This is a genomic window from Chloroflexota bacterium (assembly GCA_016887485.1).
Lineage (GTDB): Bacteria > Chloroflexota > Anaerolineae > Anaerolineales > Anaerolineaceae > Brevifilum.
The window spans coordinates 1179932-1199574 of sequence record CP069394.1; the positions used below are offsets into that span (position 1 = coordinate 1179932).

Genomic DNA, 19643 nt, shown 5'->3' on the forward strand with positions numbered 1-19643 from the left:
TTTATGGCAGATTGAAAATGAATTTCCAATCGCCTTCCGTCTGGGTAGCGTTGGAATAAATGCCCATGATGGCCATCCAGGTATTCCCCGGCTTCAATGGGAATGGATCGCCATTTTCATCGAAGAATTGGATGGGTTGGTTATTGCTGGTGGCTTTCCAGGTCACCTCATAAGCCTGACCATCGCGGAAGATCACAGCTGGGCGCCCGGTCGTGTTCCCCCAAATATCAATATCATGCATCGCGGCGGTATATTCCGTGTAATAGGCATTAAGCACAACCACATTAGAGAAAGCCAGCTGTTCACCTGTATTACGATCCGTCAGGGGGACCATTTGGAGTTCAGAGCCGGTTGTATCCTCAATTAATCGCAGGTACTTGCCTGTGGGAATATCGAAGACCCATTCGCCCCGGTCCAGGTTGGAATACTGCACCAGGACATCCGTCCCTTCCGAGCCGCCGGCAGGCGCCACAGGATCAAAAGCCATGCCATCCAACGTGTACTGATGGTTATCCACACCGCGTCGTGAGGCCAGTGCCGTCAGTTCAGCGGAGTTGGCAAAAATACTGATAACCGTGCTATCACCGTTATCACAAATCGCAGGGCAGGCATTGCCCGTGCCGCTGATGGCGCGAACACCCAGCGAATCAACGATCTTGGTCAAAATCGTCTCATACGCACCCTGAAAACCCAGGATGCCCTGATACATATTCACCAACTGCGGGTCCACCAACCGCCCGGACCGCACCGGCCCGATCTGGTCGGCATTCTCGCCATAAAAAACACCAATAAACCGGTTGCTGCCATAGCCGATATAGTATTCAAAGACGATATCAGCCGATGAAAGGCCGGCATGTGGCCGACCGGTTGCCGGGTAGTTCGCCACCTTGACGAATACTGGCCGCCGGTTCAAATTCTCTGGATTATCAACCATCAATCCGGTCAAAGGATTAACCCCCTCGGGAAAATCTGCTGGGCCCACGGCACCAACCGTTGGTACCTGAGTGGGCGTAGAAGTTGCTGTCGGTTCTGGAGTGGCGGTTTCGGTTGGCACAACCTTTTCGGTAGCGGAAGGCATCGCAGCAATCGTCTGCGCGGCATAGGTGCCTGCCATTTCTACTTCCGATAAACCAGTCTGACCACAAGCCGTGAGGATCGTGGTCAGGAGTGCCAAAACTAACCAAAGCGTATAACGTTTGTTTCGATTCATAGGTTCACCTCTGGGCACAATTTTACCCCAACACCCAGAAGTTGCGTCAATTGGCATTTTTTCCGATTAATTCGGAACTTGCCAAGAGATTTTATTTTTTCGCTGTCTCAATGATCTCTGCAATCATATCAAAGCGGTTGAACGAGGGGATGATATACACACCCTGGAAGGTCTTCCGGATCTCCTGGATCAATTCCACGGCGATCCGCTTCCCTTCTCCAATCATATCCTCGCCCGCATTGGCCATCCGGTCCTGAATCTCCTGGGGAATCACAATCCCTGGCACCTCGTTATGCAGGAAGCGCGCGTGGCGGTCTGTCACCAATGGCAGCACACCCGCCAGCAGCGGTGTGGTCAGTTCACCATGGCGCTCAGCATAATAAGCCAGGAATTCGCGGGCTTTATCCACTTCAAAGACCGGCTGGGTCAGGAAGAAATCCGCACCGGCAGCCAGCTTCTTCCGCAGGATCCGAATTTCCCGGTCAGGGTCACTGGGGCAGAGGTTCAGCGCGGCGCCCACAAAGAAGTTCGTCGGCTGACCAATCTCACCACCGGCATGGTCCACTCCGGTGTTGAAACCTTCTTTGATCAGCCGGATCAGGCCGGTCGGTACCATGTCATAGGAATCGTTCGCATCGGGATAATCGCCAATCGCTGTTGGGTCACCCATCACCACGAACACATTGCGAATATTGATCGCATGCGCCGCCAGAAGGTCACCCTGCACCCGCAATAAATTGCGCCCACGGGTGGGAAAGTGGAGGGTGGTTTCAATGCCGAATTGTTTCTGAATCAGGTTACAGACCGCCCAGGGGCTCATCCGCATCCGGGCACGCGGACTATCGGCCACATCAATCACATCCGCGCCTGCATCCGCCAGCAAAGAAGCACCGGCGATCAGCTTATGAGTGGATAGTCCTCGAGGTGGGTCCATTTCCACAGCTATCACAAATTCACCCTTTGTCAGCTTCTGCGCCAATCCGGAAGGTCCCTCAGCCGGTTCCATCTCGGTGGACCGCACACCTTCCAGCTCAGCCAGCTGCACCACGGCAAAGTCCTCCGGTGCCCCGGAGATCGCTTCAGCAATCACCTTGACATGCGCCGGCGTGGTGCCGCAGCAGCCGCCGATCACATTCGCGCCGGCCTGCCAAAAGGCCAGGGCATAATCCTTAAAATAATCCGGCCCGGCAGGATACATGATCCGGCCGCCAACCCGTTCCGGGAAGCCAGCGTTAGGCATCACGCAGAAACGTCCATCCGGCACTGCGCCTTTCATCTGTTTTAAAATCCGCAGCAGTTGAGCAGGGCCGCCGGAGCAGTTCACGCCAATCACGTCCACGCCGAAGCTGTCCATTTGTTCAGCCACTTCCTGCGGGGTGTCACCCAGGAGAGTTCGCCGGTCACGGGTGAAGGTCATCGATCCGATCACCGGCATTGTCTCATCTATGGAATGCACTGCCCGCACTGCTTCACGTACCGCGTAAAGGTCCACCATCGTTTCAATCAGGATCACATCCACACCAGCCTCAATCAAGGCTCGGGCCTGTTCCTGATAGATCTCAAAAGCATCTTCCGGTTGGATGTGTCCAAAGGGCGCCAGGGGCAGTCCCAAAGGGCCAATATCCCCGGCGATCATCACGTCCTTGAAGGAGGCCTCCACCACCCTGCGGGCCAGCTTGACCCCGGCGGTGTTCACCACATCCACCTGGTCATCCATGCCATGCCGCTCGAGCTTGGTCCGGTTTGCGCCAAAGGTGTTGGTCTTGATCACTTCGGCACCTGCAGCAATATAATTACGGTGGATTTCACCTACCGCAGCCGGGTCTAGCAGGTTTAGTTCGTCAAAGCACTCATCAATATCCACGCCGTGTTCATGCAGAAGCGTCCCCATTGCGCCATCAAAAATGATCGGCTTGTCAGATTGGGTCAAACGTCGGATAAATTTTCTCTCTTCTTTTTTCATAATAACCTTCAATTTGGATTAATCACCCAGCAATTGTTCCACCCGGCTGGTGCCAACATTGAAATATTTGGCATCCGGATGGTGGACAATAATCGCAGCGGTGGATTGTTCAGGGACCAATTGATAGGCCGCCGTCAGGGTCATTCCCAGAGCCGACTCGGCGGGAAGCAATTCAAAGACCTTGACATGGTCTTCCAGTTCGGGAATCGCAGGGTAGCCCCAGGAATATCGCTTGCCCCGGTTGGGCTCCAGGCCCAGCTCCCGGCGGATATGTTCATGCATATAATTTGCTGTGGCTTCCGCCATCTGGACGGCCAACCCGTGCAGGTAATAGCCCTCAGCATACTCACCAGCGGCTTCCAATTCCTCAAAGCGTTTCGTGGCATTCTTTCCCACCGTGACTACCTGGAAAGCGACCACGTCCATCTTACCCGATTTCTTTGAAGCGAAATAATCCGCCAGGCTCAGCCCTTCGCCGCCCTCCTGTCGTGGGAAGGCAAAGCGCTCAATCACGACCGGCTCAGCCTCCTGCAGTGTGTCTGGATCGTAAACCAGCAGCTCATCGCCCACCGATTGACAGGGCCAATAGCCATAGACTGCCTGCGGCTGCAGCCAGCCTTCTTTTTCCGCGGCCTTGCGCATCCGCACCAGGCGCTCTTCAAACTCAGCCTTGAGGCTCTTCCATTCCGCACCGTGGGCGTTCTTGGCACCCCAGGAAAGGCGGTAGAGTTCATTTAATGAAAGATGCTCGCCAACGATTTCCAAGGGCATATCACGGACTACCCTTGCCCCCCAATATGGTGGCTCAGGCAGTTTATCTAGAACCGTGACAACGTTCTTGCGCACGGAACGAGGCACACTTCGTGTGCTGTGCAGATCCTTGCCTAATTCGTAATCGGCGGATTTTTGAATTTCATCCACCAGCACTTCCCGTTTATCCGGGGTCATCAGCGCATCCATGGTGGATAGCCCTTCAAAGGCATCCTTGCAGTAGAACACGCCCGGCTCATAGTAATGACCGGCTTCAGTCAACAGAATTCGTTTTCCAAAGCGAGGGTTAATCGCTGCACCGCCAACCAGCACCGGGAAGTTCAACCCGCGCCGGTCAAGCTCATTAATGATCAGGGGCATCTGCTTGCTGGTAGAAACTAACAATGCGCTCAATCCAATCGCATCGGCTTTTTCTTCAACAGCCTGGGAAATGATCGTCTCCGCGGGCACCTGTTTACCCAGGTCCACCACGGTGTAGCCGTTATTGGAGAGGATCGTCTTGACCAGGTTCTTGCCGATGTCATGAACATCGCCATAAACCGTTGCCAACACCATCTTGCCTTTGGTCGTGCCTTCCTGCTTATCGAGGAAGTTCTCCAAATAATTAACAGCCACCTTCATGACTTCCGCGCTTTGCAGCACGAAAGGCAGAATCAATTCACCTGCACCAAATTTATCGCCGACATCTTTCATAGCGGGTAACAGCACCGTGTTGAGGATTTCCACGGCTGTTTCACCCTTGGGGCGGTCAGGGTCGCGGTTCAGGAGGATATCAATATCCGTTTCAACATTTGCCTTATGCCGGCGCAAGATCCGCCAGTGCAGCCGTTCCTCAGGCGTCATTTCAGCAAGATCGGAATCGCCGCTGTCCTGTTCGCCGCTGTCTTCCACCGATTCGAAATAAGTGATCAGCCGGGCCAACGCCTGGTCATCCCGGTTGAAGATCAAATCTTCAGCCAGCTTGCGTTCATCCTCAGCGATTTCCGCATAGGGCTTGATATGAGCCGGGTTCACAATGGCCATATCCAGGCCAGCCACCACACAGTGATAGAGCATCACACTGTTCAACACCGCACGCGCTGGTCGTGAAAGGCCAAAAGAGACATTGCTCACACCCAGCGAGGTCAGCACGCCGGGGAAAGCTTCCTTGATCCGACGGATGCCTTCCAACGTCTGGATGGCCGAATCTCGCAGTTCGGGATCACCGGTCGCCAGCGTAAAGGTCAGGTCATCATAGACCAGATCTTCGGCTTGCAAGCCGTATTCATTCACCGCCAGGTTATAAATCCGCTCCGCCACTTCAACCTTACGGTCAGCGCTTTTCGCCATGCCGTCCTCATCAATCGTGAGCACGATCACAGCCGCATTGAACCGTTTGGCGAGGGTGAAGATCTTACCGGCTTTCTCCGGGCCGGATTCGAGATGCGTGGAGTTGATCAAACTGCGCCCGGGGTTGGATTCCAGGGCTGCTTCGAGCACATCAACCTCAGTTGTGTCAATCACCAGCGGCACCGGCACGGCATTCGCCAGCCGTTTGACCACCTTGCGCATCAATTGATCCTCGTCGGAGCGTTCCGTCAGCGCCACACAGACATCCAGACCATGCGCGCCCTTATCCACCTGGGCACGGGCCATTTCCACGATGCCGTCATAATCCTCTTCCATGATCAGCCGTTTGAACTTGCGGGAGCCCTGCGAATTAAGCCGCTCACCGATCAGGAAAGGTGCAGGTTCCTGGTGCATCGGCACGGCCTGCACTGGGGAAGCCAGCATCGGCTCCGCCGGTAGTGCGGGCGGTTTGGCGTGTCCGCGGTCCAGCCCTTCATTGAGCCGGCCAATATGATCTTCACTGGTACCGCAGCAGCCCCCCACCACCCGAACGCCATAATCATTGACGAATTCGAGCATCAGGTCAGCAAAAGGCTGGGGTTTCATCGGGTAAACGGCTTCGCCGTCCACGTTCAAAGGCAAGCCGGCATTGGGAATACAGGAAACCGGCAGCCGGGAATTTTCGGTCAGGAAACGGATCGGTTCCCGCATATAATCCGGGCCGGTCGAGCAGTTAAGACCGATCACATCAATGCCCATCTCTTCCAGGATAGCCCGGGCAGCGGCGATGTCCGTGCCCAGCAGCATCCGGCCGGTGGTATCCAGTGTCACCTGCGCCTGAATGGGCAGAACTTCACCTGTCTCTTCAAAAGCCGCGTGAATCCCCTGGATCACAGCCTTGACTTCGAGGATATCCTGCGAAGTTTCGATCAAGAGCAGGTCCACCCCGCCCTCAATCAAGCCCACAGCCTGCTCGCGGAAGACATCCGCCAGTTCCTCAAAGCTGATATTCGACATTTCGGGGTCTTCAGTGGAGATCAATTTACCGCTGGGGCCCATTGAACCGGCCACAAAGCGGGGTTTATCCAGTGTGCTAAATTCATCCGCCACCCTTCGCGCCAGACTGGCTGCCGCGCGGTTAATCTCATTAACGCGGTCACCCAGGCCAAATTCCGCCAGGGTCAGGCGATTGGAGCGGAAGGAATCCGTCTCGATCACATCCGAACCGGCTTCCATGAAGCTGCGGTGCACCGTTTCAACGGCCCTCGGTTTGGTAATGACCAGATAATCGTTACAACCGGCGGTGCGTTCTCCGCCAAAATCTTCAACGGTCAGGTGCTGCCGGTCCAGGTTGGTGCCCATAGCGCCATCAAAAAGAACAACACCCCGGTCGATGGCATCAAGGTAACGTCGGTTGGTGAATCTCTTATTATTTTCTGAGGTCATGCTTCAATCCTCCCAGCCTGCGCCATGCAGCTTTCAAAATTAAATCAATCGCCTCTCAAAACAAGATGAGAGGCGGAAATGAACAAATGGTTCATACACCTCATCTTCCAGATCCACCCTCTTCGGGGGCTGCCGGAATTGGCACCTGTGATCCCAGATCCTGGTTGCCGAGGCTTCAACGGGCCGGTCCCTCCACCTCTCTGGATGAGTTTTCAATCAGACAAAGTCTATCACAATAGGATACGAAAGTCAATTTGGCAAGAATCGGCAATGAGAATAGGTGTTGGAATTAGCTCATTATTTTGATTAATTGATGATTACTCTCTGCCGACCGCTTCCAGCACACCGGTCACGGTGCCGAAACCCGGGTTCTCAGGAACGATAAATTCCTTATCATAAAAGGTCCCCACCAGAGCGATCTCATGCCGAATTGCTTCAAGATCCATCAGGTGTCCGATCAGGATGATTTCATCCAACCCTTCCGCATTAGCAGCGTTGATCGCGATCACAGCAATCACTTGCGCCACCAGGCGTACCAGCCCGGCCGCCAGATTTTCTCGCGTGATGGTCTCTTCGCGGTCCAGCTTGCCCAGGTTCACCGCATTGGCCTCTTCCGGCAGCCGCCCCACCTGACCGCCGACAGCTTCCCGCAGCATAATATCCACGGCGGCCGCATCTCCTGCCAGTGCCAACTCGTCAATCTCGCGGGGGGCATCCGTTCCCAGCAATAATTTGGATAAGCCCAAAAGTGTTCCACCCCCGACAGCCGAACCAGTGACATGGTGCACTTCTCGTCCGCGGGCTGCTACCATCGCTGTGCCGGTACCCGCACTGACCACCAATCCCTGCTTGCGACCGGCCAATGCCAGCCCACCCAGCCCTACAGCCAGCATCTCATCCACCTTATGAATGGCGAATCCATCCAGGCTCTCAGGCAAGTCACGATAGCGCCCACCTGTCACGCCAATTCGCGTTCCCGCAGCCAGCTCACCAGCCTCTTGAATCGCTAGCCTAAGCTGCCCCTCTGCGTCCAATCGGGGGTTTGCCAGCATTTTATGCGTCACCCCTGATGCGGTTTGGTGGGCCAGGTCAATATTAGTCATGCCGATGTCTGCTGCCAGGATCATATCCGTCATTAATTTCTCCATTATTTCCGTTATTTGAACGATTTTACCTCATCACCCTTCTTTACGCTTAAATTAATCGGATATACGAACTGTTACAGTTTATTTGGAGAGATTAATGCGTTACAATTAGAAATTAAGGAAAACAATATGAAAAACGGCTTATTCAAATTCCTCCGCAGCTTCTTACCTCTCTCGATCATCCTGACCGTCATCGGCTGGCTTGGGCTCCTGCTCGTCATCCGCGGCACCGTCCCCACTTTGGGACCACGCTGGGCTTTCTTTTTCCTCGGCGTGCTCGCGCTGACCGGTCCGGCCATCCCGATCGTTTATTTTCTTCATAAACGTTTCCCTGCCGATCCCCCGGTGGATGATATGGTCATCCTGCGCCAGTCGCTTTGGGTCGGTGTCTTTGGCAGCACGGTTGCCTGGCTCCAGTTGGGACGGGTGCTGACCACCGGCATGGCCTTGATCCTGGCGGGGGTTTTCGTCCTGATCGAGTTCCTGCTCCGCCTCTTTGAGCGCAGCCGCTGGAACCCGAGCCGCTAACTAACAAAATAAATCAAGTCCAAAAACACCGATATGCCCGATCTGAGCCAATTACCTTCGATTGATCGTCTTCTACGTCAGCCTGAAGTTCTGGAAATCATCCAGTCCTTTGGCCGTCCGCTCACGCTGACCAGCGTTCGCACGGTGCTGGAAGAGCTGCGTCAAGCGGCGATTAATGAAGAGCAGCCCATTCCCACCAACCCCGAAATTCTCGATCTGATCCGTGAGCAGCTGGAAGACTGGATCGCGCCCACCCTGGTCCCGGTGATCAACGCCAGCGGCGTTATCCTACATACCAACCTGGGTCGAGCGCCGCTCAGCCAGGCCACCCGGCAGGCCATCTCAGATATCGGGACCGGTTATTCCAACCTTGAATTCAATCTGACCACCGGCAAACGCGGCAAGCGGTCCGTCCATGCCGGGCGCATCCTGAGCCTGCTCACCGGTGCGGAAGACGGTTTCGTGGTCAATAACAACGCTGGTGCCGTCCTGCTGACGCTCGCGGCTCTGGCAAACGGGAAGAACGTGCTTGTTTCACGCACCCAATTAGTGGAAATTGGCGGCGGTTTCCGCATCCCTGATGTGATGCGCCAATCCGGCGCGAATCTGGTGGAAATCGGTACAACTAACCGGGTTCACCTGCGAGATTTCGAGCAATCCCTGAATGAGGGCAATATTGCCCTGATCCTGATTGCCCACCACTCCAACTTCAAACTTATCGGCTTCCACAGCGAGCCGGAACTGGCTGAAATTGTGGAAGTTGCCCACCAGCATGGCGTCCCCGTGGTGCACGATATCGGATCGGGCGCACTGCTGGATACCGCCGAATTCGGGCTGGCCCATGAGCCCACCGTACAGGAATCGCTGGCGGCGGGCTGTGACCTGGTCTGCTTCTCCGGTGATAAATTAATAGGCGGTCCGCAAGCTGGCATCATCATCGGCAAGCAGGAACTGCTCGCCCCGGTCAAGACCCATCCCTTTGCCCGGGCTTTGCGGGCGGGCAAGCTGACCCTCACGGGTGTCAGTGCCAATTTGCTGCATTATCTCAAGAACGAAGCGTTGAGTGAAGTGCCGATCTGGCAAATGGTCGCCATGCCGCTCAGCATCATTCAGGCTCGAGCGGAGCAATGGCAAAAAACACTGGGCTTTGGTGAAGTGCGGCCCGGCAAGTCCACCGTGGGCGGCGGCAGCCTCCCCACTGAGGAAATGCCAACCTACACGCTGACTCTCACCCCCGCCAAACCGGATGTTTTCCTGCGTGCCTTGCGTGATGTGCAGCCACCGATCATCGCCCGGATCGAGAACGACCAGGTGCTTTTTGACCCACGCACAGTACTCGTCGAACAGGAAAAGACCTTCCTGCAAAATCTAAAACAAATCTGGGACAACACCAGGCCATAAACTATCATGAATTGGAACCTATCACATGAAATCTAAGATCGACCAACTCCTCATCGATAATAAAGCAGCCGGCCTTTGGGTGACCGGGCCCGCACAGCATAACCCCGCGATGGTCTACCTGACAGGCGGCGGCCATATGACCATGGCAGATGTGATCAAACCGGTCGGCAAACCGATGGTGCTGTGTCATGCCCCCATGGAACGTGAAGAAGCCGCCCGTACCGGGCTGCAGACCGTTAACTACACTCAATTCCCGCTCAAGGAACGGCTGGAAGCCGCCAAGGGCGACCGAATTTTAGCTCAAGCGCTGCTCTATAAAGCCATTTTTGAACAGGTCGGCCTCACGGAGGGCACTGTGCTGCTCTACGGCCGCTCCGAGGTTGGCAAGCACTACACTCTCGTCAGCAAGCTTCAGGAATTGCTCCCCGGTCTGACCTTCAAGGGTGACCTGGAGGACGCAGTCCTGCTGCAGGCTATGGCGACCAAAGACACAGCCGAGATTGAACGAATCCGAGCTATGGCTGTGGTCGTACGCACAGTGGTCTCAAGGGTGGCGGAATTTCTCACCCATCACCAGGTCGAAGATGAAACCCTGGTCAAAGAAGACGGCTCTCCGCTCACCATTGGTGAGGTCAAAGGGTTGATCAACCTCTGGCTGGCTGAACTGGGTGCTGAAAACCCCGAAGACACCATCTTCGCCATTGGGCGCGATGCGGGCATCCCCCACAGCAATGGCACCCCCAGTGACCCGATCCAACTTGGCAAGACCATTGTCTTTGATATTTTCCCATGCGAAAAAGGCGGCGGATATTTCTATGACTTCACCCGAACCTGGTGCCTCGGTTATGCTCCCGCAGAAACCCAGGCAGTATATGACCAGGTCAAATCGGTTTATAACCAGGTCGTCTCGGAACTGAAGGCTGGCGTGAATGCCGCCCATTTCCAAAGCCGGACCTGTGACCTGTTTGAAGAACAGGGACATCCCACCATCCGCCAGAATCCGGCCACCGAAAGCGGCTATGTCCATTCTTTGGGCCACGGCGTAGGGCTGAACATCCATGAGAAACCGTGGTTCAGCCGCCCGGATGACCCAACCAACGCTTTGGTCCCCGGTTCGGTATTCACCGTTGAACCCGGGCTCTACTATCCCGAAAAGGGGATGGGCGTCCGGCTGGAAGACACCTACTATGTCACACCGGATGGCAGGTTTGAATGCTTTGTGGACTATCCCAAGCAGCTTGTTCTGCCAATGGCAGAAAGGTAGTGAAAAATATGACTCTTCCCAGTGCACGAATCCTCGGCATTGAATCCTCCTGTGATGAGACCGCAGCAGCCATCGTCACCGATGGCCGCGTGATCCAATCCAGTGTTGTTGCCAGCCAGATTGACCTGCACGCTCAATATGGCGGGGTGTTCCCGGAGCTGGCCTCGCGCGAACACGTCAAGGCAATTTATGCCATCGTGGAACAGGCCCTCCAGCAGGCGCATCTGGACATCAAAGATATTGACGCTATCGCCGTCACCCGCGGCCCCGGCCTGGCCGGGTCATTGGTGGTGGGCGTGAATATGGCCAAAAGCCTGGCTCTGGCGGCCCAGAAACCCATCATCGGCGTCAATCACCTCGAAGGGCACATCTATTCCGCCTGGCTCTACCTGGCGAACACCTCCCCCCACCAGGCGCCGCGCTTCCCCCTGTTGGCGTTATTGGTCTCCGGCGGTCACAGCGAGCTGGTTTTAATCAAGGATCACCTCCAATATCAGCGCCTGGGCGGTACCCTTGATGATGCAGCCGGTGAGGCTTTTGATAAAGTTGCCCGGCTATTGGGGCTCTCATACCCTGGAGGTCCCTCCATCCAAAAGGCCAGCCACACCGGCAGCACCACAGCCTTCGCTTTCCCGCGGGCCATGCTTGAAGACACCTGGGATTTCTCCTTTAGCGGGGTCAAGACCTCAGTGCTGCGGATGACGGAAACACTGCAGGAACAGGGACGCTCCCTGCCCATTGAAGATCTGGCAGCCAGCTTCCAGGCCGCGGTGGTGGATGTTCTGGTAGAAAAAACCCTGATGGCGGCGGAAGAATTTGATGTCAACGAGATTATCGTAGCCGGTGGCGTTTCCGCCAACAAGCGCTTGCGCGAAAGGATGTTGGCGGAGAGCAAACACCCCGTTCACATTCCCCCGCTCTCTCTCTGCACCGATAATGCAGCCATGATCGCCGGCGCGGGCTACTACCATTACATCCAAAACGATTTCACCCCGCTCAATTTCGATGTCCTCCCGACCTGGCCGCTCTCCTAGCCAGCCCTGACCTAATGTAACGAATGGCCGCTGAAAGTCATCCAATGAGTGAAACAAACAATCAAGAGACGCTCAATCTCGAAGCGCTTCGCAAAAAGGACAAACGAGCTTTTGCCCTGCTGGTCGATCAAAACTCCGACCACATCTACCGGCTTGCCCTCCGGCTGACGGGGAACACTCAGGATGCCGAAGACGTGGTCCAGGAAACCTTTATCAAAGCCTATAAGAATCTCGACAAATTCGAAGGCCGCTCAAAGGTCTCCACCTGGCTTTATCGGATCGCCACCAATGAGGCGCTGATGATGCTCCGCAAGCGCAAGGATGGGATCACCCATATTGATGAAGGCATAGAAACCGATGAGGGCGAAACCATGCCCATCCAGATTGTTGACTGGTGCTGTCTGCCGGAAAGAGAGATCATGAGTGATGAGTCCCGGCAGATGCTCAAGAAAGCGGCTATGCAGCTCTCCGATGCCAACCGGGCAGCCTTCCTCCTACGGGATGTCGAGGGCCTGTCTACCCAGGATGCCGCAGCCGCTCTGGATATCAGTGAATCAGCTTTGAAAGTCAGGCTGATGCGGGCCAGAATGCAGCTTCGAGAAGAATTGAGTGAATATTTTGCCCATCGAATGGCAGAGGAAGACCTATGACCCACCAACACGGGCTTGAATGCGAAGATTTGATCCACCACCTCAATGATTACATTGATGGTGAATTGGATGATACCCTTTGCGGGAAAATTGAAGCCCATATCGAATCCTGCCCAAACTGCAAGGTGGTGGTAAACACCTTAAAGAAAACCATCCAGCTCTACCAGGATGATGGTGAAAGCGTCACTTTGCCATTGGATGCCCGTCACCGACTTTTCAAGGCCCTGGACCTGGATGAAGATGTTGAACGCAAAGAGTAACCCTTCAACCCACACCAGTGAAAACACCTCAACAACCGATTCTGCCGCCAGCTGTGCCATTCAGTCCAGTATAAGCCTCCAGGCAGGGATGATATGCCCGCGTTGTGGGCAAGCTGTGATCGACTATGACGGCCTTCTGCAATTGGTTTGTCCCAATTGCGGCTTGAAAGAAGTCGGTGCCTGCACCTGATAATACTGAAGCGGCCTCCGTGTGAGGCCAGAAAGGAAATCAATATGTACGCAAAAGCAGTTTGGAATGGGGATATGGGATTCACCGGCGCCAATCAGGATGGTTTCCTGGTCCCAATGGACGCAAAGAAACAGGTCGGCGGTCATGATATGGGATTCCGCCCTTTGGAACTATTGGCAATCGGTTTGGCCGGCTGCACCGGGATGGACGTGATCTCTATTCTCAAAAAGAAACGCCAGGAAGTCACCCAATTCGAGGTGAACGCGGAAGTTGAACGAGCCGCAGAACACCCCAAAGTGTTCACAAAGATCGTATTGGAATATAAGTTTTCGGGGAAAAATCTGGACCCGCAGGCCATTGAGCACGCGGTGGAACTCTCAGAAACAAAATATTGCGGTGCCCAGGCTATGCTGCGCGAAACTGCAGAAATTACATATAAAATCACAATCACACAAGAAGATTAAATTATCATTCCAGCTTGGAAACTATATTACCGGATTAGGCCTGTTCCTCAGCGTCATAATCCGGTAAATCTATTTCCACGTCCCGAATCGACTTAAAGAATGTGCCTGTGATCCCCACTGCAGCCACTAAAATACCGCTCATCGCAATCATCAAAGACATGCCTGCGCCAGGGCCGCTGCCAACCAGGCCGCGAAATAAACGCGTCCCCCACCCATCTGACGTTAGAAAAGCCGGTTCAAAGACAGCATCTGCCAGCCAACCGGATAAGGCCATTGAAATGGGAATGGTAATTTGCGCGATGAAACGCCGCACGGCAAAGACCCGCCCCTGCTGGTCCGGTGGAACTTTCTTTTGCCAAATGGCCTGATTGCAGCCATTGATGGTGGGCATAAAGAATGCCAGCAGGAAAACCGACGCCATCCAGATCCAGGGTTGTTCACTTATCCCCATCAAGAATCGGCCTAGAATGCCATTCAAAATCCAGCCAAGTAATATCCCGGCAGCCATTTGTTTGGGACCGCCCCAGATCGCCAGGAACACTCCCCCAACCAAGGCCCCAACAGCGGAAAAGGATTGCACAAAGCCTAAAATCTGAGCATCTCCCGTTCTGGCAAGCACCATCGGATTAAGAACCGCCCAACCAATCACCGTCATGAAGTTGGCGGCGAAGAATACCAATTGGAGTTCCAACAGACCACGTCGTTCAAAGATATATTTAAACCCGAAGGTCATATCCTTGATAAATTTCTTAAATGTTATCTTGGTCTTTTCGACAACCGGTTGAGGGACGATAACGATTAACAAAGTGATGATCGCCACAAAAAAGGTCATAATATCAACCAACAGAATGCCGCGAATGCCGATCACGCCGATCAGAGAGCCTGCCAAAACCGGGCCGATGATGTTCGAGGCGCTTTCCACCATACTGATCATTCCGCTGGCGCGGCTGTAGTGCTTCTTCGGTACCATCAGCGTCACTGTGGCGGAATAAGCCGGCCACTGGAAGGCCTGGAAGGTGCTGGCAAACGCTGTCGTAGCATAAATATGCCAAATTTCCAGCCGACCGGAAATGAAGAGCAGGAAAACAACCACCGAAGCCAGGACTGCGCCCAGATCGCTGAGCATCATCACCAGTTTCCGATTCCAACGATCCACCAATACCCCAACCAAAGGGGTGACAATAATTAATGGTGCATAAGTAAATACACCCACTAGTGCCAATGCCTGAGCGGACCCGGTCTTTTCCCAGGCCCAAATGCCCAAGGCAAAACTCGTCATAAACGATCCGGCGACGGAAACAAACTGCCCCAGCCAGATGATTATGAAAGCAGTCAGATTTTTTGGACGCTTTTCATTTAAGTTGGATGATTTTCCAGTCTCTCTCATCAATTATCTCAATGCAATTCTATGGCTGGGCACTTGTCTTTCTTAGGCAAGAAAGTGCCTCTTCAATAAGCCCCAAGACCCCAAGCAGATACACAGTATACCATTGATTGCGATGCGAACCGGGCTCCAGAATTGGTTATTTTTGAACCTGAACCCCTTTTTTCCCTTAGAGACAGCTTGAAATAAATCTGGTAGAATCCAAAAATGTATCCAATTCTGAGAAAAAAACCGATGAAAATCCATACACGGAAAATCACCCTGATTCTGACGCTGGTCGTCATCCTGCTATCAGCCTGTACCGCCAATCCTCTGGCCACAGAACAGGTGCCCTCTGCAAATACTGAGAGTGTGGTCACAGAAACTGAAGCGCTCACTGCAACACCCAACCCAACCCCCAGCCCCACGCCTCTCCCCTTGAATGGGCAGGAAACCCAATACGACATCGATTTGACCATCGATTACTACAATCAATACATCTCTGGCAGCAGCCGGGCCCTTTATACCAATAAAACCGATCTTTTGATCCACGAAATGGTCTTCATCGTCTATCCTGCCAGATTCCAAGCGATCTACATCAAATCCATTCGGGTGAACGAAACAACGATCACAGATTACGACTGGGATGCGCTCTACCTCGTGATCCCATTGAGCGCGCCATTACAGCCCGGGGAACAGGTTGCGGTCTCCTTTGATTTCGAACTGAACATGCCGACCCGTGAGGGCATCTTCAGTTATAACGGCAAAGAGCTGAACCTTTCCTATTTCATCCCAATGATCCCCTATTTCAATCCAGATGGCGGCTGGGTCATGAACGATGCTCAGGTCGTCAACAGCAAGATTGTTGGCGAATTCATCGTTCTGGAACCCTCGGATTTCAGTGTGAACATTCAATTCGCTGACCGCCGAGATAATTTCACCATTGCCGCCCCGGCCCTGCCCCAGGAGGCTGATGGTGTCATTCATTACCAGGTGGATTTGGCGCGTACCCTGACCTTTTCGATCAGTGATCAATATACCATAACGGAACGGGAAGCTCAGGGGGTTAAAATCCTCGCTTATACCTTAAATGAACATGCCTGGGTTGGGGAAGATGTCGCCGATGTGGCAGTCCAATCTATTGACCTCTTTACGGAACTATTTGGCGAATACAACCGGGATGTGCTTTCAATTGTAGAGTTCAATGCCACCATCGGTATGGAATTTGATGGTCTGGTTTTTCTCAGTCCGGCATTCTATAACCTCTATCCCGGCAGCCCTCGATCGAACATCTATGTTTACACCGCCCATGAAATTGCCCACCAGTGGTTCTTCGCAATGGTTGGCAATGACCAGGCGATGGAACCCTGGCTGGATGAGGCCTTTGCCACCTACGCCCAGAAGCTATTCTATGACCGCTTCTATCCGGATGACGCCGCCTGGATGTGGGATAACTATGTCCTCGCCTATAATGCGCAAGGCGATGTAGATATTTCCATTTATTTTGGTGGAGATGATTCTGAATATCGAAAGATCGTCTACCTTAGAGGCGCTCGTTTCCTCCAGGCCCTTCGAGAAACCCTGGGAGAAGATACATTTTTCGCCTTCCTGCACGATTACGTCCGAACCTATCAGTACACCATCGTCACAACCAGAGAATTCTGGACTTTCCTGCAATCCTACACAGACCTGGATTTGACCAGACTCCATGACGAATATTTCGGGACACCATTAACCTAACTCAACCCATTAGCTCAGATTAACGACACTTTTGCCAATTAGAGAAGAAGATTTGTCGCGCTTGACATTCAGTCATTTAATGCTATGATGCCTCAGGAGAAAATTTATGGCTAATGAAAACAAAAACTCCAAAAATGATAAAATAAACGAGCCTCTGGATATCGAAGTGATCCTCCCGGAGGACAAAGAACCCCCAACCAGTGAAGGATCAACCGCATTGGGCTTTATGAAAAACCAAAAGACCCTCTGGATTGGCTTCTGGACGATTATCCTGATTGTAGGACTGCTTGGCATCTGGGGCATTGGCTCCCTGATCGTTCATGCCACTGCGGAACCCTTGGAACCGACAGCTATTCCCACCGCCACCTTCGTTCCCACACCGGAAAATCTGGCGGCACCCAATTTCACGACTGAAAATGAGCAGGATGGCGTTGTTCGGGAACCGGAAGTACAGACTACAGTGGAAGCAGTAACTACCGTCGAAGTTAAAGACCGAACTGACTACGAAATCTACATCGTCCAGGAAGGCGATACCATCTTTGATATCGCGGATAGATACGGCCTGGCAGCAGAAACCATCCTCTGGACCAACTGGTACGTCCTGGGTGAAATGCCGGATGCCATCTATCCCGGCAATGAAGTGATTATTCCCCCAACTAACGGCGCTATGTATAAATGGTATGATGGCGACGGACTGAATGGTGTCTCAAGTTATTTCGGCGTTACCCCTGAGGACATCATAAACTACCCCCTCAACAATCTGGACCCCGATTCTATCGGTGATTGGTCTCTTCCAAACATCGCAGCTGGGACAATGCTCTTTGTGCCGGGCGGCACCCGGCCCAATGTATCCTGGGTTCCGGCTCGGGGTGAAGAATTATCCGGCAATGCCTATCTTGGCCCTGGCGCTTGCAGCGGCATCCTTTATGGCAATATCGGCACCGGCACTTTCACCTGGCCGACCGATAATCACTGGCTCTCCGGCTATGATTACACCCCACCGGTGCATAACGGTCTGGACTTTGATGGTGACCTGGGCAGCCCGCTTTATGCCGCCGACTCCGGCGTGGTCATCTATTCCGGTTGGTCCGACCGTGGTTACGGCAACTTGATCGTGATCGACCACGATGGCGGCTGGCAGACCTATTATGGTCACATTATGGATGGCGGCCTGCTGGTCGGCTGCGGCGCTAACGTGGTCAAGGGCGAACTAATCGCCTACATGGGCAGCACCGGCAATTCTACCGGCCCTCACCTGCACTTCGAAATGCGTCAGGGCGGTGCCGCGGTGAACCCCTGGTCCTACCTGCAATAGACAAACCCAATATATCAAATCAAAAGCCGCCCAAACGGGCGGCTTTTTTGTTGCCTGAAATTATTGGTTAACGCTTATTGTTCTGTCGAATCCACCGGGATAGCGCTGCGGTTATCAGGGTTCGTGTTAGCAAGGATATAAACATCCCCTTTGACCAAATATCCTGAATAAGCCTGATCCCCCTCTAAAGGCCGCCATCCGGAGAGCACAAACGGGATCACCCCGCTGGCTCTCATCCACTCACCATTATATTTACGAGCGATGTGAATATGCGTCCCGGTGGAGTGGCCGCCCTCACAGGAGGGATAGCCCAGGAAGTCACCCATCTCGACCTCAGTGCCCACCGGCACGCGTCCCTCATTGGAAATATGAAGATAGGTAATATTCCAACCGGTGTGTTCATCCCCATCCCCATCCAGGTCTAGGACAAGATATCCATCGCCATCGCGGACAACAACGCCAGCACCAACTGCTGTTGCAGGAACATTCGAAATGAAGCAGCCGGTCCGGTCAGACGGCGGAGCGAAATCCAAAGCGCTCCAGGGCATCAGACTGCCCCATCCGCTGTGCGGGCCGCCCGTGAAAGCCCAGGAGACATCGTTGACATAGGGCAAAGATAATTCCGGCTGGGTAAGCGAGCCTGGAATATGCGCTTCCACGCCCCAGGGATCGCCAAACAGCCGTTGGTAGGTTGCTGCAAAGCCATCCGGCCCTATGGCAGCCTGATAAGCATTCACATCCAGAACCTGCGCAAAATAATATTGCAGGGCAACGGTCGCGGCATTCTGCCAGGGATCCGGCCGGGTGATGGTGCCATCGTCCAATTCAAATTCGATCAGATCGCCTTCACGCCAGCGATAATAGCCGTCATTCAGCGTGTCAGCGGCGTGCAAGAGCTGCAAGTAGAGCGTGAGCCAATAGGGCGATTCCAGCCCCAGGACGTTCTCATCCACATCCTCAGGGGGCACATCCATTGAAAATGCACCGGTCTGATACTCCAGCACCGCCAGCAGCACCTTGGGGCTGACGGAATAACTAGCAGCCACGTAATCCACAATCTCAGCAGCCGAACGGGTTCCACTGAAAGCCCAAGCGGCATATTTATAAAGCCAGCCCCCCTGCTGATTGACAAACTGCGCTGTATTGAATGAAGAAGCATCCGGGCCATTGACATACACGGTATCCGGAATGATTTGATACGGCGTGCCCCACAACGCCCGATAATAGATCGGGATCGACATGGGCATGCCAGTCGGCATGGTCGTGGCATCACTCGGGATATTGGGATTAACGGCCCGAATCTCCGCCACAGTGGTGTTGAACCGAGTTGCCAGTGCGGGCAGGTTATCCCCCGGCTGGGCGATATATTCCACCAACTGGCCGGGTTCATAAGCGGGCCGGGTTGGAAAAGGCGTCATTGCGGGAACAGCTGTCTCAATAAGGTTTTCATCGGCCGCAGGCAGGATGAAAGTCGGTGCCATGCTTGAGGTGCAGGCAGACAAAAAAAGAACCAGAAATATTGAGATCAGTAAAATTTTTCGAGTCATATCATTAAGGGGTTATGTTATCA

The 19643-nt window shown here is 53.8% G+C and carries 16 protein-coding genes and 1 riboswitch; of the genes, 10 read left to right on the forward strand and 6 right to left on the reverse strand.

The annotated features are described in order from the left end of the window. Position 1: 1 nt before the first annotated feature. The 4 genes from JR338_05370 to JR338_05385 all read right to left on the reverse strand — a co-directional run bounded on the left by JR338_05370 (position 2) and on the right by JR338_05385 (position 7855). Complete coding sequence (locus JR338_05370) at positions 2-1210, reverse strand: DUF3048 domain-containing protein (protein ID QRN84170.1); 1209 nt, start codon at positions 1208-1210, stop codon at positions 2-4. A 91-nt stretch (positions 1211-1301) separates the two neighbouring features. Continuing rightward, positions 1302-3173, reverse strand: a complete 1872-nt coding sequence (locus JR338_05375; GenBank protein ID QRN84171.1) for a bifunctional homocysteine S-methyltransferase/methylenetetrahydrofolate reductase — start codon at positions 3171-3173, stop codon at positions 1302-1304. A gap of 18 nt (positions 3174-3191) precedes the next feature. Further along, on the reverse strand, positions 3192-6719 hold the full coding sequence (gene metH, locus JR338_05380) for a methionine synthase (GenBank protein ID QRN84172.1): 3528 nt from the start codon (positions 6717-6719) through the stop codon (positions 3192-3194). Between the two features lie 97 nt (positions 6720-6816). Further along, a riboswitch (SAM riboswitch) is annotated at positions 6817-6930 on the reverse strand. Positions 6931-7036: 106 nt separating this feature from the next. Then, on the reverse strand, positions 7037-7855 hold the full coding sequence (locus JR338_05385) for a Fumble domain-containing protein (protein QRN84173.1): 819 nt from the start codon (positions 7853-7855) through the stop codon (positions 7037-7039). 138 nt (positions 7856-7993) lie between these two features. Between JR338_05385 and JR338_05390 the strand changes: the two genes are divergently transcribed. From JR338_05390 to JR338_05425, 8 genes are read left to right on the forward strand one after another with little or no spacing between them, the layout of a single operon-like run. Then, entirely contained in the window at positions 7994-8392 is a 399-nt protein-coding gene (locus tag JR338_05390) for a hypothetical protein (protein QRN84174.1), read from the forward strand. 33 nt (positions 8393-8425) lie between these two features. After that, the gene (locus JR338_05395; protein QRN84175.1) at positions 8426-9793 is read left to right on the forward strand and encodes an L-seryl-tRNA(Sec) selenium transferase; all 1368 of its coding nucleotides are present in this window, start codon (positions 8426-8428) and stop codon (positions 9791-9793) included. Between the two features lie 25 nt (positions 9794-9818). Next, positions 9819-11057, forward strand: coding sequence for an aminopeptidase P family protein (locus JR338_05400; protein QRN84176.1), 1239 nt, complete (start codon positions 9819-9821; stop codon positions 11055-11057). An 8-nt stretch (positions 11058-11065) separates the two neighbouring features. Next, a complete protein-coding gene (tsaD, locus tag JR338_05405; protein ID QRN84177.1) occupies positions 11066-12091 on the forward strand; it encodes a tRNA (adenosine(37)-N6)-threonylcarbamoyltransferase complex transferase subunit TsaD in 1026 nt (341 codons plus the stop codon). A gap of 44 nt (positions 12092-12135) precedes the next feature. Further along, positions 12136-12741, forward strand: coding sequence for a sigma-70 family RNA polymerase sigma factor (locus JR338_05410; protein QRN84178.1), 606 nt, complete (start codon positions 12136-12138; stop codon positions 12739-12741). Then, a complete protein-coding gene (locus JR338_05415) occupies positions 12738-13001 on the forward strand; it encodes a zf-HC2 domain-containing protein (protein QRN84179.1) in 264 nt (87 codons plus the stop codon). The genes JR338_05410 and JR338_05415 overlap by 4 nt, the downstream gene beginning before the upstream one ends. Further along, positions 12982-13191, forward strand: a complete 210-nt coding sequence (locus JR338_05420; GenBank protein QRN84180.1) for a hypothetical protein — start codon at positions 12982-12984, stop codon at positions 13189-13191. Before JR338_05415 ends, JR338_05420 begins: the two co-directional genes overlap by 20 nt. Positions 13192-13235: 44 nt before the next feature. After that, positions 13236-13655 carry an OsmC family protein gene (locus JR338_05425; GenBank protein QRN84181.1) on the forward strand — a complete coding sequence of 140 codons (420 nt, stop codon included), beginning with the start codon at positions 13236-13238 and terminating at the stop codon, positions 13653-13655. A 34-nt stretch (positions 13656-13689) separates the two neighbouring features. Here JR338_05425 and JR338_05430 read toward each other — a convergent pair whose 3' ends face one another. Beyond that, complete coding sequence (locus JR338_05430; GenBank protein ID QRN84182.1) at positions 13690-15042, reverse strand: MFS transporter; 1353 nt, start codon at positions 15040-15042, stop codon at positions 13690-13692. A gap of 231 nt (positions 15043-15273) precedes the next feature. On the opposite strand from JR338_05430, the gene JR338_05435 reads away from it, so the two are divergent. Together JR338_05435 and JR338_05440 are read left to right on the forward strand one after the other, a co-directional pair. After that, on the forward strand, positions 15274-16758 hold the full coding sequence (locus tag JR338_05435; GenBank protein QRN84183.1) for a M1 family metallopeptidase: 1485 nt from the start codon (positions 15274-15276) through the stop codon (positions 16756-16758). 106 nt (positions 16759-16864) lie between these two features. Further along, entirely contained in the window at positions 16865-18073 is a 1209-nt protein-coding gene (locus JR338_05440; GenBank protein ID QRN84184.1) for a peptidoglycan DD-metalloendopeptidase family protein, read from the forward strand. 74 nt (positions 18074-18147) lie between these two features. On the opposite strand, the gene JR338_05445 is transcribed toward JR338_05440, so the two are convergent. Further along, positions 18148-19554, reverse strand: coding sequence for a LysM peptidoglycan-binding domain-containing protein (locus JR338_05445; protein ID QRN84185.1), 1407 nt, complete (start codon positions 19552-19554; stop codon positions 18148-18150). Positions 19555-19643 lie beyond the last annotated feature (89 nt).

Excerpts from the sequence above, each read along its gene's own strand:
- JR338_05395 (QRN84175.1), top strand. The coding sequence starts at position 8,426 with ATGCCCGATCTGAGCCAATTACCTTCGATTGATCGTCTTCTACGTCAG.
- JR338_05410 (QRN84178.1), top strand. The coding sequence starts at position 12,136 with ATGAGTGAAACAAACAATCAAGAGACGCTCAATCTCGAAGCGCTTCGC.
- tsaD (QRN84177.1), top strand. The coding sequence starts at position 11,066 with ATGACTCTTCCCAGTGCACGAATCCTCGGCATTGAATCCTCCTGTGAT.
- JR338_05420 (QRN84180.1), top strand. The coding sequence starts at position 12,982 with ATGTTGAACGCAAAGAGTAACCCTTCAACCCACACCAGTGAAAACACC.
- JR338_05400 (QRN84176.1), top strand. The coding sequence starts at position 9,819 with ATGAAATCTAAGATCGACCAACTCCTCATCGATAATAAAGCAGCCGGC.
- JR338_05430 (QRN84182.1), bottom strand. The coding sequence starts at position 15,042 with ATGAGAGAGACTGGAAAATCATCCAACTTAAATGAAAAGCGTCCAAAA.
- JR338_05445 (QRN84185.1), bottom strand. The coding sequence starts at position 19,554 with ATGGCACCGACTTTCATCCTGCCTGCGGCCGATGAAAACCTTATTGAG.
- JR338_05385 (QRN84173.1), bottom strand. The coding sequence starts at position 7,855 with ATGACGGATATGATCCTGGCAGCAGACATCGGCATGACTAATATTGAC.
- JR338_05415 (QRN84179.1), top strand. The coding sequence starts at position 12,738 with ATGACCCACCAACACGGGCTTGAATGCGAAGATTTGATCCACCACCTC.
- JR338_05435 (QRN84183.1), top strand. The coding sequence starts at position 15,274 with ATGAAAATCCATACACGGAAAATCACCCTGATTCTGACGCTGGTCGTC.
- JR338_05390 (QRN84174.1), top strand. The coding sequence starts at position 7,994 with ATGAAAAACGGCTTATTCAAATTCCTCCGCAGCTTCTTACCTCTCTCG.
- JR338_05370 (QRN84170.1), bottom strand. The coding sequence starts at position 1,210 with ATGAATCGAAACAAACGTTATACGCTTTGGTTAGTTTTGGCACTCCTG.
- metH (QRN84172.1), bottom strand. The coding sequence starts at position 6,719 with ATGACCTCAGAAAATAATAAGAGATTCACCAACCGACGTTACCTTGAT.
- JR338_05440 (QRN84184.1), top strand. The coding sequence starts at position 16,865 with ATGGCTAATGAAAACAAAAACTCCAAAAATGATAAAATAAACGAGCCT.
- JR338_05375 (QRN84171.1), bottom strand. The coding sequence starts at position 3,173 with ATGAAAAAAGAAGAGAGAAAATTTATCCGACGTTTGACCCAATCTGAC.
- JR338_05425 (QRN84181.1), top strand. The coding sequence starts at position 13,236 with ATGTACGCAAAAGCAGTTTGGAATGGGGATATGGGATTCACCGGCGCC.